This is a genomic window from Streptomyces yaizuensis, from assembly GCF_034961445.1.
GTDB lineage: Bacteria > Actinomycetota > Actinomycetes > Streptomycetales > Streptomycetaceae > Streptomyces > Streptomyces yaizuensis.
In genome coordinates, this window is sequence record NZ_LC735414.1 from 70,471 (window position 1) to 84,352 (window position 13,882).

A 13,882-nucleotide genomic window follows, 5' to 3' on the forward strand; every position below is an offset into this window, starting at 1 on the left:
TCGAAGAACAACTGTCTCCCGGGCCCTGTCAGGTCGCGTGGTGAGGCCATGTACGGGCCGTACCCGTCTGCCCCAGTCCTTGGGTAACGGCAGCGTGAATTCGCGGAGCTGGATACGCGTGACGACCGCTCGCTAGATCAGGTTCTCGAAGGCGTGCTGGAGGGCGCGGGCGGTGGGGCGGCGGGCCGGGTCGATCTGTAGCCCGCTGGTGATGATCTCCTCGAATGCGGCGAAAGGCCAGGGCCGTGTGCTCGTCAAGGGTTTGACCTGGCCCCGGGCGAGTTCCGCGCGCAGTTCGGGGGTGCTCTGTGTGGTGTCGCGGGTGCTGATCGGATAGGTGCCGGTCCAGCAGGCGTAGAGGACCGCGCACAGTGACCACACCTCGGAGGCGGTGGTGAGGGGCAGGTCGTCGGCGGGGGTGGTGGTCAGGCGGGCGTGTGCCAGCTCGGGGGACATGAACCAGTCGTAGGCGCCCCGGTAGACCACGGGCCCGTTGCCCGGGGTGCGGTCGGGGGCGTGGGCCATAGCGAAGTCGAGGAGGTGGGCGTGGGTGCCGTCCAGGATGAAGTGGACTTCCTGGAGATCGCCATGGCGCCAGCCACCCGTGTGGAGGTCGGCCACGGCCTCGCACATCGCCGCCGCGTACGAGGCGGCCGCAGCGCGGTTGGGGGAGGGGCGGAGCTTGGCGAACGCGGTCTCCGCGTCCTCGCCCCGTACCCACCGCAGGGCCAGCCACGACCCCGCTGCCGGGCCACCGGGCAGGAGGCCGTGGCCTTGGTAGAGGCCGGGCGGGGCGACAGGCCCCATGGCCGTCAGCACTTCGGCCTCCACCAGGGCCAGGCGCTCGGATTCCACGTGCCCCTGCGGATCGGTGCACGGGACGGTGATCTTCAGCGCGTACGGGCCGGACCGGGCCTCGACGCGCCACAGGCAGGTGCCGCGCCGGTCGGCAATCAGGCGGCCCGTGGCCTCCTCGCCCCACACGCGGGCGATCAGATGATGTGCGGTGGTGTGAAGAGAGTCGGTCACAGGAGCCCGTCCGGTTGGTGCGCTAGCGGTCGTCTGAGGGGTCGAGAGTGTAGACGCTCAGATGCCGCCGGCTGCCGGCGTTGAAGGAACCGCCCTCCCAGTCCCCGTGCCGGAGGACCAGGTGCATCCCGGCGAGCTGGGCCATGAGGTCGAGTTCGCCGGGCCACGCGTAGCGGGTGACCAGCGGGAGCAGGCGCGCGCCGTTGTGGTCGGCGCGGATTTCCTGTGCGCGGACGACCTGGGTGACGGGGTCGTGGAGCATCGCCGACCACTGTGCGTGTCCGTCACCCACCTCGTGCACGGACACGGCCTGGCGGGCGCCGGGGTGCCAGGCGGGCACTTCCGCCTCCACGATGAACACCCCGCCCTGGCGCAGGTGCCCGGCGGCCGCGCGGAAGCAGGCGACCTGCCCCTGTTGGGTGGTGAGGGTGAACAGGGTTGACGCGACCACGAACACCAGCGCGAAGTGCCGGTCGAGGCCGATGCGGGTCATGTCGCCCAGCAGGGCACGAGCGGGAAGGCCGGCCGCCTCGGCCTTGGTGTTGAACGCCGCGACCATCTTCGGTGAGGCGTCCAGTCCGGTGACGTCCGCTCCCAGGCGGGCCAGCTCCAGGGCGACCAGTCCCGTGCCGCAGCCCAGTTCGAGGGCGGGTCCGTCCGGGGCCAGTTCCAGCAGCCGGGCGGCATCGCGCTGCGGGAGGCGCCCGGTGGCCAGCTGGTCGTAGTGCGGGGCCCATTGGTCCCACCGTGCCGCTTGCTGGTCGAACTCCTCCACGTCCGCTCCCTCGTATTGGCTGGGGTGAAAGAACGGGGGGACCCGGCGGCGGCCGGGTCCCCCCGAAGGGCGCGTCAGGCGGCGGGGGCCGCTTCACGCCAGTGGGTCACTTCGATCGCGTCGGGGGCGATGCCCAGGGCTTTGAACATGTGCTGGTGCATGCCGTTGGTGAACGCCTGCGACTTCTGCGCGAAGTACGCCTCGTCGTACCAGGCGACACCGAACAGGACACTGCCGCCGTCGGGCACGGCCGGGTCGATCTCGACATACGTGCTGATCCAGTCGTAGAACTTCTCTCCCTCCGGGCGGGCCTTGAGCTGCTGGTCCGACGACCGCAACGCTTCGACGGTCCGCTCGATACTCGCCACGTCCGGGCAGCGGAGGGCGCACTCGGAACGGGCCACGAGGCGCTTGTTACCCCGGCGCCCGGGGTCGTCGTTCTCGCCGGTCAGCACCCGGTAGCGGACCAGGGTGCCGCCCGTTTCGAAGGGCAGTACGCTCATGTGCCTTCCCCTTTCCTGAGGTCGCCCTGTGGTGCAGGGCCTGTGCGGTTGCTCCGCCCTGCTGGGTGGAGCATGTAGCCCCCGGGCGGGCGCGATGTCCTTCGCCGGTTGTCGGTCAGGCGTAGGCGTTAGCCGGGTCGGCCAGAGGCCGGACGGGGCCGCGCAGCGCGGTATCGGCCTCCCCGGTGGGGCGGAGGCGCAGGCTCCCATCGGGCTCGTGACGGCTGCCCCGGTCGTCTCACCACCCGGCGGGTCCGGTATCAACTACGTTCCACCCAGGCCGACTTGAATTGCAATCGAAAGTGTGGGCCCAATTGTGATCCAGGACGGATCGGTATATGACTGGAGGTGAACCGGGGTCCGGACAATCTGCACCGGGGCATGGGCGGGGTGAACCGGCGGCATTGTCATCAGCGCCGACGGCCCGGCCGAGGCAACCGGAGGAAGGCGGCTGGATGGCGGCGAACACCGGGGCGACATTCCTGCGGATCATGCTGGGAGCCGAACTCACCCGGCTGCGAGACGGAGCCGGGCTCTCCGGCGAGCAGGCCGCGAAAGCAGCGGGCTGCGCGCCGTCGACGATCACCAACATCGAGAAGGGCACCACGGGCTTCCGCCGCATCGGCCAGCTCACTGATCTCCTCACCGCCTACGGCGTCGGCTTCGAGGGCCAGGAGCTGCTGCTCGACTGGTACAAGAACGCCAAGGGCGATGACTGGTGGACACCGAACACCTCCGTCCTCCCCTCGGGGATGCCCGCGTATCTCGGGTTCGAGTCCGGTGCCCGGATCGTGAGCCCGTGGTGCCCGAGCGTCGTGTACGGACTGCTCCAGACCGAGGAGTACGCCCGTGCGCTCATCGAGTCGGCGAAGGCCGCCGACGAACGCACGACGGACTTCGTGGACAGCTCGGTCGAGGTGCGGGCGAACCGGAAGAGGCTCATCACCGAGCACGGCGTCGAACTCGTCTGCCTCATGGACGAGTCCGCGCTGCGCAACGTCGTCGGGGACGGCGGCATCATGCGCCGGCAGTACGCGGAGATCGCGGAGCTGTCGAAACTGCGCAACGTCACGGTGCGGATCATCCCGTTCTCGGCTCCGGCCTACCGCGTGACATCCGGCGGGTTCACCGTGCTGGACTTCGACCGCAAGGCCCTTCCCGGGCCGGTCGTGGCCGTCAGCACGGTGTCGCACACGATGCAGGTGGTGTCGAAGCCGAAGGTGGTCAAGCAGTTCGCCCGCCGCTTCGACTTCCTCGCCCGCGGGGCTCTCCCCGACCACGAGACCCCGGCTCTCCTGGAAAAGTACGCACGAGAGGTCTGATCACCATCAACACGCACACCGGCAACGTCCGCCCGTACGGCCAGTGGTTCAAATCCTCCTACAGCAGCGAAGGCGGCACGGACTGCGTGGAAGCCTGCCCGCAGCCCGGCGCGGTCCACATCCGCGACTCCAAACGGAACACAGAGAACGACCCGCACCTCACCTTTGCTCTGGCTGCCTGGTCCTCGTTCACCCATCAGATCGTGAGTCGGCCCTCGACGTAGGAGCGGCGCCCACGGAGCCCGCCCCTGACCGGCATCGGCCCGGCCTGGGTCTGGCCAGGCCGATGCCCCGGCGAGACTCAGGGCGCACTACGGCAGATGCCCGTACGGGCATCGCTCCGAGGGCCCGTGCCCCGATCTGGCCTGGTTACGGTGCTAGGGGTGAAACCCCTCGCCGCCGGCTCGGTGGCCGAACTCACCCCCGAGGGGGCCCGCCCCCGTTACCTGGCCACTCTGACCCATCCCCGAGAGCGTGATCGGACGGCGCACACCCGGGGCGCGGGCCAACGGTTCGCGCTCCCGGGCGGTGGTCAAGCGGCAGCAAAGGCCCGCCGGTCAGCCGACGGTATGTCTGATCATGAGTGCCACCCGAATGCCCCGAACATCAAGGGAGAGACCTGTGCTCCGTTCCCTCGCTACCGCTTCCGTGGTGCTCGCCCTCGTTGCCGCCCCGTCGCCGGCCGTCGCCTCGGAAGCCGCACCGGCGACGGGAAAGGGCGCGTGCGGAGCCAAGCCGATGGCCCCCCACGAGTCCAAAGGGGAAGGCAAGAAGCGGGACAGAAAGGTGATCTTGGCCAAGGTGTCAGCGATGTGCCAGGGCACGAAAGGGCTGAGCAGGCTGGTCATCGACGCGAAGCTCCAGAAGAAGACCCAGCGCGGCTGGAAGAACGCCACCAGGAACCGGACACAGTCGTTCTCGCCCGTGAAGATGGGCAAGAAATACGTGTTGCGCACCCATGACATCAACTGTCAGAGGGGTACGTTCCGGGTGTACTTCAGGGTCTCGGGGAAGGTGGACGGAACGATGAGGTACGGCAACTGGGGCGCCGGGGAACCGAAGAAGAACCCCTGTGGCTGAAGGTGATGACAGCCGGACCGTTCGGGACATCTTCCGCAAGGCGGCCACCACCACCTACCACTCGCACCTGCTCGAAACCGAAGATTTCCTCGTCCTGCTCGCCAGCGGGGACGCCGCGACCGACATCGTCGCCGCCATCTCCCCCGGGAATGTGCGGTTGTGGATCAGCGGCATCTACTGGGACGAGTACGACTGGGGGCCCGGCGACACGGACGAACTGGAGCAGCTGGAAGAGACGATCAGCGCCGTGCAGCGCGGCGACGGCATCTTCTACTTCCGCACGCGGGACAACGAACTGGAGTACACCGGCGGCCGGATCGGCAGCAAGAGCAGCGACATCCCGTTCAGACCGGAGCTGGCCGTGCGCCGCACCTTCAGCCCGTGGAGCAAGCGCACCGAGTAGGGGCGCGCGTCCCGGCTGTTGTGCCCCTGTCCACTTCCGGGCGCTCCTGGTCTCCGCAGTAAGTGCTGCTCAGGCCCGGCCGGCTGCGACTACGGTGACGTGCGGAAGCCGCTCGGCGCCATAGCTGAGGCCGGACGGACTGGGAACCGTGGAGAGAGGGAACGGGAGTGGCTGAAGGGGACACGCTGTGGACAACCCACGGCGGGCAGCGGGTTGAGGTACCTGCGACAGTTGCGGGTGTCCGCGACGCGCTGCCGGAGAAGCAGCGGCAGCAGTTCCTGGACGAGGTCTTCGCAGCGAACGTGCACACGGTCGAGCATGTGCTTCGCGAGTGGATCGTGAAGATCGCCTCGGAGCCGGCGGACGAGGAGATCTTCGCCCGGCTGGCGGCCGAGGAGCAGGGGGCGGCGTGAGCAGGTACCGGATCGACTACGGGTCCGTCGCGGAGGACACGCTGCGGCAGATGCGGGCGCCCGATCAGTTCAAGGCCGCGATGTCCCGGACGCTGGGCCAGGATCCGTACGGACACCGGTCCAAGGAGATCAACGGGGAGAAGGACCGGCGGCATGCGGTTATCGCTGACGTCCTGGTCGTGTACTACGTGAGCGCGAGCGTCCTCAAGATCACGGCGGTCCGGCTCATCCCCTCACCCTGACAACCTCCCTGCGGAGGTCCGGTGTCGGAAGACAAATTGTCTTCCGACACCGTCGGCCGCCGAGTCAGGTCCGGCGGCGCGGGGCTCCGGTCTGGCGGTTAGCCGTCGGCGGCTTCGGGAACCTGCGGTCCGCGTTCGGCGGCCGGTTCTGGGGCGTGAGGGCCACGACGGCCCAGACGGTTCTGCCGTGGATCGTGGTCTCGGTCCCGCAGCTCAGTGCCCCGAGGGTACGCAGCCTGCTGAGGGCGGTGTCATCCAGGGGCGGCGGGGTCGGCTGGTGGCTGAGGGCGAGGACGAGGGCCGCACCGTTCTGTTCCGCGAGGTGGAGGCTGACCCGCCGGCCCCCGTCGGCCACTGCGGTGGCGACGAGCAGCGTCACCAGCTCGGCTGTCGTGCCGGGCCCCTGCGCGCCCCACTGGGCGAGCTGCTGGTCGACCAGGCGGGCCGCCTTCGGGGCGCTCCAGGGCTGGGACTCCAGTGTCCATGCCGCCCCGGGGCGGTTGGCCATGAGGCGCCGGCCCCGGGCGCCGTGGGCGGCCGCCGGTGGGACGGGCGGCGGGTTGGGGGGCGATGGTGGGTTCTTCGGCGGCGGAGGTGTCTTGGGTGGCCAGTCCGGCGGGCGGGGCCTCGTCGCGGACGGGCCGGTCGGCAGAACCACCGAGGTACCTCCTCCTGGACACGGACCGGTTGGTCCAGTGTAGGCGCACGGGTTCCGGAGGAGGAGAGACCCAAGGCGCCTACATGGCAGTGCAGTTAGGGCCGTGTCCTTGTGGGTGCCTGTTCGTTCGCAGGTTGTGGGGTCTTCTGGGACGGGAGTTGCGCGGTGGGTGCCTTGGGCTGCCCTGCTCATGGCGGCTGTAACCGTGCTGGGGTTGAGTGAGGCTGTTGCCCTTGCGGCGGCGCCGGCGTTATGTGTCGGCGGGGGGCGGGATTCGCGGGGGCGTTCGTCAGTTGATGACGGCGAAGTCTCCTGGGAAGACGAGACCGTGTACGACGACGCGCGACGGCACGCGATAGCCGCGTGGAGCGGACGAGGTCTGAGGAAGATCAGGTTCCCCGAAGACGACGCCGCCCGGATCGCTGATCTGGAGTGGGCGGACGTGAACCGCACGGACGGCGAGTGGCGCAACGTCGGCGGCGCGTGGATCGGTCTCCCGGGAACGGACACCCTCGCTCTCAACAGTGCTTACGTGGGCCGGGGGAAGAAGCACGGCAACAAGGCGGACCGGCGGCAGATCGCCGCACACGAACTGGGGCATGCTCTGGGTTTCTGCCACAAGGACCCAGCCCGGGGCGGCCCGACGCTGATGGCGCCACGCCTGCGGGACGGTGCCGCCAACGGCTGGCCGACCGCCCGCGACCGCCGCAACTACAAGGCATTGTGGGGCTGAGCTGACATGCGAGTTCGTCTCATCGCGGGCGCGGCCGCCGCCATCGTCGTCGTAGGGACTGTGGCCGTAACCGTCTATGACCGGCTGACCCAGCCCCAGGCGACGGTGTTCGACGCCGTCACACTCCACGATCCGGACGACGACCGCCAGGTCGCGGCCGCCGCCGACGATGTCTGGCACGGCACCGTGCAGCGCCGGCTGGGCACGCGCACGATCGCGGGGATCCCGTCCGAGCGGTACGAGGTGCGGGTCGGCCGCGTCTTCAAGGGCACGGTGGCGGGGGTGATCACCGTTACTCAGGCCGCAGGCGATCCGCTGCTGGACATCGGGCATAGCTACGTGTTCCCGACGGTGCCGTGGCGGGAGGCCCGGGATGGCCGCGCCGTTCTCGCGGAGGCTCAACCGCGGCCTGCCGAAAACCTGGATGTGCCCGCCACGAAGCGGGCCCCGGGAGAGCCCGCCGACAGCACCGTGGGTGAACACTGGGCACTGGTGAGTGGTCACCCTCCCCCAGCGGCCTGAAGACAAATTGTCTTCAGGCCGCTGGGCGCACCGGGTCGGACGGGCGCACGGCCGGGAGCGGGTCAGGCATCTCCGGCGTATTCCAGGAGCTGCCGCACGCCAGGGGCGTTCTTATGCGGCTGCATTCTCTGGAGTATGCCGGAGACCCACACATCAGTGCGTGGTGAGTCGGTGCCTCTGGCCAGGGTGACTGCCTGGGTCACCGCGGCCACCGCCTGGTCGACGTCACCAGCATCCAAGTGGGCGCCGCCCAGCCAGCATTGGTAGAGGGCAGCCTCGCGCGCCTGTGCGTCGTCGTACGGCACGGTGGTCGACTCCAGCGTAGGTACTGCACGTCGGGCGTAGCGCAGCTCGGCCCAGCAGCGTCCGGCCATGATCTGTGACTCGTCGCGGTTGATCCAGTAGACCCAGTCGGGCTCTTCGTCTTCCCGGGCGTCCCGACGGTCGTGCAGGTCATCGACAAGGCCGACGGCCCGGTCCACGCCGGAAGCGTCCCCGGTGCGTGCGCAGGCCCAGGCTAGCCGGTCGGCGAGAACCACCCGCACGGCGGGCAGCGCGTCCACGGGGGCCAGGGCGAGGGATGCACGGGCCATCTGCACTGCTTCTCGTGGGGAGTCTCCCGACGCGGTGAGGTACGACAGCTCTGACAGGGCGGACGCCGCCAGGACGGTGTTGCCAGCCTGGTTAGCGGCTGCCGACGCCCGCCTCGCGAACTGCTTGGCCTCATCCATCTTGCCGGCGTCAAATGCGGTCCAGGCAGTGAACTGGTGCGTCTCCGCCAGGACGGCCAGCAACTGCTGTTCTGTCGCCGGAGCGTAGCTAGCCCTCCGAAGAAGGGTTTCCGTGCGCTGGATCGTGGCAACAGCGAGCGGGTAGGTAGCTGCGCCTCCGGTGTAGTCGTCCACGCGGCGGAGGTCGACCAGACCACGGCGGAGGCGGGCGACATCGGCTCCGCCTACCCTGCGGCCTCGCGTGGGGGATGTATCGAGGGGGACTCCGGCGATGGCGCCGGTACTGGCCGTTATGAACTCCCTGCGGTCCACGGGCGACTCCTGTTCCTGAGGCTGGGCCACTTCCGCCAGTGTGGGGGAGGACGGCTCGGCCAGCGCACCCACGTCGATATTGAGAACCTTGATCAGAAAAGGGAGCCAATGCATTGGAGTGCGTCTTCCGCTTTCCCAGCGGTAGACGTCGTTGGTGCTGCACCCGCCGCTCTCGTATCCGCGCAGCTCATTGACCCTGTGGGCCAGCTGTTTCTGAGTCCAGCCAAGCTCCTGCCGAGCCTCCCTGATCGCCGCGCCGATACGTAATGGCTGCCCGGGATGCATAGATCAACTCCCTTGTCAATCTGCCTTATTGGCAGATTCTGGCAGATCGCCAGGCAGATCCAAATCCTCACGCAAATCGCTTGACTGGTCTCCTGCCCCGCCGAGAAGAAGGAGGCTCCGGTGATCGGCATGATCCTGCCCTGTGCCCGGGTGACCGCCACGGTGGACTTCTACCCGGCCAGAGAACGACACACCCCCGGTAGCGAGACCCGCGTGGCCCATACGAGTTGCGGTCGAACACTCCAGGGCGTGGGGATCGCGGTTCGCGCCGGGCGTGGTGGTCGGCGAACAGGGCGCGGGGTCGTGAGCGGCCAGCCGTCGGTAGGCCGGAGCCGAGGGATGTGGGGGCGGGAAGACATTTTGTCTTCAGGCGTTCTCCCGCCCGCAGCACAGCCAGCGTCCGTGGCTGTCGTCCGCGTAATTCGGCTTCGAAGCCCTCTTGTTGGTGTCGTTAGGCGGGTACTGTGGGGTGTCCGGGCGGCCCGGCACACGGCAGCGTGCAAGGCCGCCCGTCTCTCTTTCTACCGGCCGATCCCTGCCCACTTCGCCAGGGATGTCAGTGAGGCGTTGGACCGGAAGTGCAGGGACAGGAGAACCCGTACGGTTTCCCGTGACATCGGGTGGACCCGCAGCATCTCGGGGGCGATCTCCCTTCCGCGTTGCAGGGACTGGAGCGCGGCTTCGCGGTCGCCGGCCGCGAGGTGGGCGCGCGCGGAGTCGATGTGGAAGTGCCCGACCCTGGTCGGTGTCAGCCCGGGGAGTTCCGCGTCGCCGATCTCGGCGGCCATCTTGGCCGCCTTGCGGGGCTTGTCCAGCTCGACCCAGGCGGCCAGCTCATGAAGGGCCGTGTTCCCCGTGCCGAAGGTCAGGTTGTGGATCAGCTTGTCCGCCGTGCCGAGACGGTTGGCCAGGCGCCGGGCGTACCGGGCATGGTCCTCAGTGGCGCGTGCGTCCCGGGCCCGGGACGCCATGACCACCCCCCGGAGGTGGAGACTGCCCAGGGCCACGAGCGACGCAGGGCTGTCGCCGCCGGCCTGGGGGCCGGTTGTCATCTTGCTGATGGCCTGTTCCACGACGGCCATGCCGCCCGCGTAGTCCCCCGCGGACTGGTAGGCGCCGGCCTTGCCCCAGTCGGCGACAGCGGTTCCGACGGGCAGCCAGGTCCGGGACGCCGCCCATTCCTGGCGGGCGACGACGACTTCGGCGAGGTCGGGGTGGCCGAGGCGTCCGGCCAGGGTGTAGGCGCAGCCGTAGACCTCGATGAGGCGCATCCACGCCTCCGGGTCCTGGGCGTGGTGGGCGTGCGCGGTCGTACGGCTGATCAGGTCTGGCAGGACGGCCAGCAGGTCCTGGTACTTGGTGTGCGCGCGGAGGTCGCACGCATTCCTGATGTCGCGGTCGAGCTGGTGCGCGTCGGCCGGCATGTCCTCCGGCTGGTCGTACCGCCGGATCGCCGAGCGCAGCGCGGTGATCTGCTCCGCCGAATCGGTGTTCACCTGCGGCGTGCCGTACAGCACGGGCAGGGGGACGCTGAGCGCGGACGCGAGCGCGGCGGCCGTCGCCGGTGTGCAGGCACGATCGCCGATCTCGATCTTGGTGAGCAGGGACAGGGACACGTTCGCCCGATGGGCGAGCTTGGACTGAGTCCACCCGAGTGTTCTGCGGAGCGTGCCGACATTTTCGCCGACGGCTCCCTTCGTGTTGGCAGCGTGCATGTCACCAGTGTCAGGCACGAGTGCCCGCCTGTGGCTATCAAGTCCGGCTCTGTGCAAGGCCATTGTGAAAGACATGTGATAGCCATCCCGCTCGCTGCGTAGTTACCTGATTACACGCCATCGGGCCCTGGTGGTCCTGATGCGCAGGGGACGCGTCTGCCGGCAGGCTCCGCGTTCCTCTTCCTCCCCGGTCGTGATGGAGGCACCCTCATGTCGCTCAGCACGGTTTCGCCCTGCCCGTCCCGGCTCCCGGGCCCGGAGCGCGGATTTGAATGCGCCTGCCCGCGTACGACGCCGCCCGGCAGTCCGCTCAGCGCGGACGACGCGCGCCGTCCGGGGCAGATACGACGGATCGTGCGCGCCTCGCTCCGGAGGTGGGGCCTGGAGGAAGAGGAACTGGTCGGCGCGGCGGACATCGCGATCACCGAGCTGGTCACCAACGCGCTGGCCCATGGCCAGGGCCCGGATTTCGTCGTCCGGGTCCGGGTCGGGAGCTGGCTGGTGATCGAGGTCATCGGCGACGGGCCGGTCACCCTCGACGGCAGGCAGCCGCCCGGCGGGCTGCTGGCGGAGAGCGGCCGGGGCCTGGACATCGTGCGGGCGGTCGCGGCCGATGTCCGGCTCACGGCCGGCGGCCGGGGTGTCCGGTGCGAACTGACCCTGCCGAAACCGGAGGGCGCGTTATGACGGCCCTGTGCGCCGAGGTCTGCACCGGACCCGTGCCCGGCCTCCTGCTCGACGGCGACGTCGTGATCACGTCCGCCGACGCGGCCGCGTACACCGCGCTGGACCTCCTGGAGCGGCTGCATCCCCAGCGGGCCTCGGGCCCGGTCTGGACCGACGGGGCGTGGCTGTACTGGCTGGTCCCTCCCGGGGCCCACGCCCGCTGGAAGCCGCACTTCTACGGCCGCTGCGTCGCCGGGGAGACGGTCCCGCGGCCGCCGATGGGCCGCTGGCGGCCGGATGCCGCCGCCCCGAGCCCTTGGTGGGTCCGCCTCCCGCGCACCGATCTCCTGCGCGTCGGCGAAGTGCTGCTGCGGCACGTCCTGACGCACTACCGGCCCGGCCCGACCCCGGACACCTGGACCCCCCGCCCCGCCCCTTCCATCCCCTCGTGAGGACCCCCGTGAACAGCAGCATCCCCCGGACGGAGTCCTGGTTACCCGCTGCCGCCCCGCCCGACGTCCCACCGACGCCGAATGTCCCGATCCAGGACGGCGGCAGCTTCCACCGCGCCGTGCAGCAACGCCATGACGCGGCGATCCGCACCCTCGGGTTCGGCCTCGTGATGCTCTCCCTCGTCGGCACGGGCGCGCTCGGCGCCGTGCTCTGGACCGTGACCATGCTCTGGCGCGTCGTCTCCTAGACCGGGGGCATCCCCGGCGGCCCTTACGCCCCGGCGGGGACGCCCTCTTCTGACTCCTCTCCGGCCCACTGGCCCTCTTCCCTTGCCGGGCCGGCCGGGAGGAGCGGCGCTCCCACCCCCGGGGAGCGCCCGGCCCGGGACGCGGCACACGGTCCCCCGCTCCGCGTCCCGGGCCACCCCGCCACACCCAGATTCACCAACCAGAGAGGTTTGTTGTGTCTTCGAACGTCCGGGCCCGCCACAGCGTGGTGCCCTGGATCACTCCCGGCAGCCAGGAGAACCTGCTGCCGCTTCCCCTCCGCGTCCACCGGGGGCGGCTCGCCTACGTGGACGAGACGCCGGCCGACCGCAGCCCGTCCGGCGTGCTGCTCCACCGGGGCCTGCGAAACCTGCCGGAACGGGAGCGGGGCGGACCCCGGTTTCTGCTCATCCATCCGGCCCGCCAGCGTGCGGCGATGACGGGGAACCTGTGCCAGGTCTGCGGCGGCCCGGCCAGCGTGGTCCCGGAGCGGGGCGGGACTCTGTTCCTCCTCCCCGGCAGCACAAGCTCCACCGGCAGCGTCCCGGAGGACGAGGTCACCGTGCGGCCGCCGCTGTGCACGGAGCGGCGGTGCGCGCAGGCCGCGATCGAGCTGTGCCCCGAGCTTCAGCGGGGGTTCACCGCCGTCCGGGTCCGGTACCCGATCATCTTCGGCTTCACCGGCCGTATCTACGAGCCGGCCGGGGACGGCCCGCCCGTGGACACCGGCAAGGATCTGACGGTCCCGCTGACGCACGCTCGGATGCCGTGGCTCCTGGCCGTGCAGATCGCGGTGGTGCTTCAGGGCTGCACCCGCGTGGACCTGCGCGACGAGCGTGAGCGGGGAGCGGCCTGATGGCGACAGCAGTACCCGACACGACGGGGCCGGAGGTCTTCCGCCGGCACCCGGCTGACCCTGATGACGACGTCCCGATCGCCGGGACCGCCGCCGTGGTCACCGGCACGATCCTGCGCGCGGCCCGCCGCGCCCAAGACCTAGGGCTGGCGGATGCCGCCAGGGCCCTCGGCACGACCGCCGCCGGCCTCGCCGGCATCGAGGGCGGCGTCAAGCCGCCGTCCCCCCGGGACCTCACCCGACTCCTCGACCTGTACGAACTGCCACGCGCGGACCTGCACTGGCCCGCGCTGACGTCCCTCCTCGACAGGTCGTACGGAGAAACCGCGGTGGACGACGGGCCGGGCTGGTACGAACGCCTGGCCTGGTGCGAGGCGGAAGCGGAGCGCACGACCGTCTACAGCGCGACCACCCTGCCGCACCCCGTCCACACCACCGCCTACTCCCGGCTGTGGTGGCAGGCCCAGGTCGTGCGGGACGCCCCGCCGCCGGAGGCCGTGGAGGCCCGCCGCCGGCGCCCGGACGACGACCGGCCGATGACGCTCTACCTGGACGAGTCCGTCCTGTGGCGGCACACGGCCACGACCCGGGCCGCCATCGCGGCCCAGTTCACCCACCTCTCCTCGCTCCCCTGGGTCGAAATCCGCATCGTTCCGCTCGGCCTGCGCGCCTTCCCCGCCGGCATCCTCACCGCCCTCAGCCTCGGCTCCTGCCGATACCTGTGCGCGGAAGAGACCGGCGCGGCGGCCGCGTACTCCACCGGACGCGCGGCCGCGCAGCGCGACACCATCCTCACCACCCTGGAAGCAGAGGCCAGGACCCCGCTGCTCAGCGCCAGCCTGCTGCGGGGCGCCGTCACCTCCTACACCCCGTGACCGCCCCGACCGACCGGCCCGGGGCCCGCCCCGGGGCCTTCCA

The 13,882-nt window shown here is 70.2% G+C and carries 19 protein-coding genes; 13 read left to right on the forward strand and 6 right to left on the reverse strand.

Annotated elements, in window-relative coordinates; translation table 11 throughout:
* Positions 1–132: 132 nt before the first annotated feature.
* The 3 genes from SYYSPA8_RS37485 to SYYSPA8_RS37495 all read right to left on the reverse strand — a co-directional run bounded on the left by SYYSPA8_RS37485 (position 133) and on the right by SYYSPA8_RS37495 (position 2,307).
* Positions 133–1,029, reverse strand: a complete 897-nt coding sequence (locus SYYSPA8_RS37485; RefSeq protein ID WP_323451900.1) for a protein kinase domain-containing protein — start codon at positions 1,027–1,029, stop codon at positions 133–135.
* Between the two features lie 22 nt (positions 1,030–1,051).
* Positions 1,052–1,804, reverse strand: a complete 753-nt coding sequence (locus tag SYYSPA8_RS37490) for a class I SAM-dependent DNA methyltransferase (RefSeq protein WP_323451901.1) — start codon at positions 1,802–1,804, stop codon at positions 1,052–1,054.
* A 74-nt stretch (positions 1,805–1,878) separates the two neighbouring features.
* Positions 1,879–2,307 (reverse strand): hypothetical protein, encoded by a 429-nt coding sequence (locus SYYSPA8_RS37495; protein ID WP_323451902.1) that lies wholly within the window; start codon positions 2,305–2,307, stop codon positions 1,879–1,881.
* Between the two features lie 455 nt (positions 2,308–2,762).
* Here SYYSPA8_RS37495 and SYYSPA8_RS37500 point away from each other — a divergent pair, with 455 nt between their 5' ends.
* From SYYSPA8_RS37500 to SYYSPA8_RS37525, 6 genes are all read left to right on the forward strand, one after another.
* A complete protein-coding gene (locus tag SYYSPA8_RS37500) occupies positions 2,763–3,629 on the forward strand; it encodes a helix-turn-helix domain-containing protein (protein WP_323451903.1) in 867 nt (288 codons plus the stop codon).
* A 5-nt stretch (positions 3,630–3,634) separates the two neighbouring features.
* Entirely contained in the window at positions 3,635–3,853 is a 219-nt protein-coding gene (locus SYYSPA8_RS37505) for a DUF397 domain-containing protein (RefSeq protein WP_323452008.1), read from the forward strand.
* Between the two features lie 397 nt (positions 3,854–4,250).
* Positions 4,251–4,709 carry a hypothetical protein gene (locus tag SYYSPA8_RS37510; protein WP_323451904.1) on the forward strand — a complete coding sequence of 153 codons (459 nt, stop codon included), beginning with the start codon at positions 4,251–4,253 and terminating at the stop codon, positions 4,707–4,709.
* On the forward strand, positions 4,702–5,112 hold the full coding sequence (locus tag SYYSPA8_RS37515) for a hypothetical protein (RefSeq protein WP_323451905.1): 411 nt from the start codon (positions 4,702–4,704) through the stop codon (positions 5,110–5,112). The genes SYYSPA8_RS37510 and SYYSPA8_RS37515 overlap by 8 nt, the downstream gene beginning before the upstream one ends.
* Positions 5,113–5,279: 167 nt before the next feature.
* The gene (locus SYYSPA8_RS37520; RefSeq protein WP_323451906.1) at positions 5,280–5,525 is read left to right on the forward strand and encodes a hypothetical protein; all 246 of its coding nucleotides are present in this window, start codon (positions 5,280–5,282) and stop codon (positions 5,523–5,525) included.
* Positions 5,522–5,767 carry a hypothetical protein gene (locus SYYSPA8_RS37525; RefSeq protein WP_323451907.1) on the forward strand — a complete coding sequence of 82 codons (246 nt, stop codon included), beginning with the start codon at positions 5,522–5,524 and terminating at the stop codon, positions 5,765–5,767. The genes SYYSPA8_RS37520 and SYYSPA8_RS37525 overlap by 4 nt, the downstream gene beginning before the upstream one ends.
* 64 nt (positions 5,768–5,831) lie before the next feature.
* On the opposite strand, the gene SYYSPA8_RS37530 is transcribed toward SYYSPA8_RS37525, so the two are convergent.
* Entirely contained in the window at positions 5,832–6,275 is a 444-nt protein-coding gene (locus SYYSPA8_RS37530; protein ID WP_323451908.1) for a hypothetical protein, read from the reverse strand.
* Positions 6,276–6,753: 478 nt separating this feature from the next.
* On the opposite strand from SYYSPA8_RS37530, the gene SYYSPA8_RS37535 reads away from it, so the two are divergent.
* Positions 6,754–7,158 (forward strand): zinc metalloprotease, encoded by a 405-nt coding sequence (locus tag SYYSPA8_RS37535; RefSeq protein ID WP_323451909.1) that lies wholly within the window; start codon positions 6,754–6,756, stop codon positions 7,156–7,158.
* 6 nt (positions 7,159–7,164) lie between these two features.
* Positions 7,165–7,680: a hypothetical protein gene (locus tag SYYSPA8_RS37540; RefSeq protein ID WP_323451910.1), complete on the forward strand. Its 516-nt coding sequence runs from the start codon at positions 7,165–7,167 to the stop codon at positions 7,678–7,680.
* 62 nt (positions 7,681–7,742) lie between these two features.
* Here SYYSPA8_RS37540 and SYYSPA8_RS37545 read toward each other — a convergent pair whose 3' ends face one another.
* The gene (locus SYYSPA8_RS37545; protein ID WP_323451911.1) at positions 7,743–9,008 is read right to left on the reverse strand and encodes a helix-turn-helix domain-containing protein; all 1,266 of its coding nucleotides are present in this window, start codon (positions 9,006–9,008) and stop codon (positions 7,743–7,745) included.
* Between the two features lie 521 nt (positions 9,009–9,529).
* Positions 9,530–10,723: a helix-turn-helix domain-containing protein gene (locus tag SYYSPA8_RS37550; protein WP_323451912.1), complete on the reverse strand. Its 1,194-nt coding sequence runs from the start codon at positions 10,721–10,723 to the stop codon at positions 9,530–9,532.
* Positions 10,724–10,933: 210 nt separating this feature from the next.
* On the opposite strand from SYYSPA8_RS37550, the gene SYYSPA8_RS37555 reads away from it, so the two are divergent.
* The 5 genes from SYYSPA8_RS37555 (at position 10,934) to SYYSPA8_RS37575 (ending at position 13,839) form a co-directional block, all read left to right on the forward strand.
* On the forward strand, positions 10,934–11,410 hold the full coding sequence (locus SYYSPA8_RS37555; RefSeq protein ID WP_323451913.1) for an ATP-binding protein: 477 nt from the start codon (positions 10,934–10,936) through the stop codon (positions 11,408–11,410).
* On the forward strand, positions 11,407–11,841 hold the full coding sequence (locus SYYSPA8_RS37560) for a hypothetical protein (protein ID WP_323451914.1): 435 nt from the start codon (positions 11,407–11,409) through the stop codon (positions 11,839–11,841). Before SYYSPA8_RS37555 ends, SYYSPA8_RS37560 begins: the two co-directional genes overlap by 4 nt.
* Before the next feature lie 8 nt (positions 11,842–11,849).
* Complete coding sequence (locus SYYSPA8_RS37565; RefSeq protein WP_323451915.1) at positions 11,850–12,089, forward strand: hypothetical protein; 240 nt, start codon at positions 11,850–11,852, stop codon at positions 12,087–12,089.
* Positions 12,090–12,304: 215 nt separating this feature from the next.
* Entirely contained in the window at positions 12,305–12,964 is a 660-nt protein-coding gene (locus SYYSPA8_RS37570) for a hypothetical protein (RefSeq protein ID WP_323451916.1), read from the forward strand.
* Positions 12,964–13,839 (forward strand): Scr1 family TA system antitoxin-like transcriptional regulator, encoded by an 876-nt coding sequence (locus SYYSPA8_RS37575; RefSeq protein WP_323451917.1) that lies wholly within the window; start codon positions 12,964–12,966, stop codon positions 13,837–13,839. Before SYYSPA8_RS37570 ends, SYYSPA8_RS37575 begins: the two co-directional genes overlap by 1 nt.
* Positions 13,840–13,882: the final 43 nt, after the last annotated feature.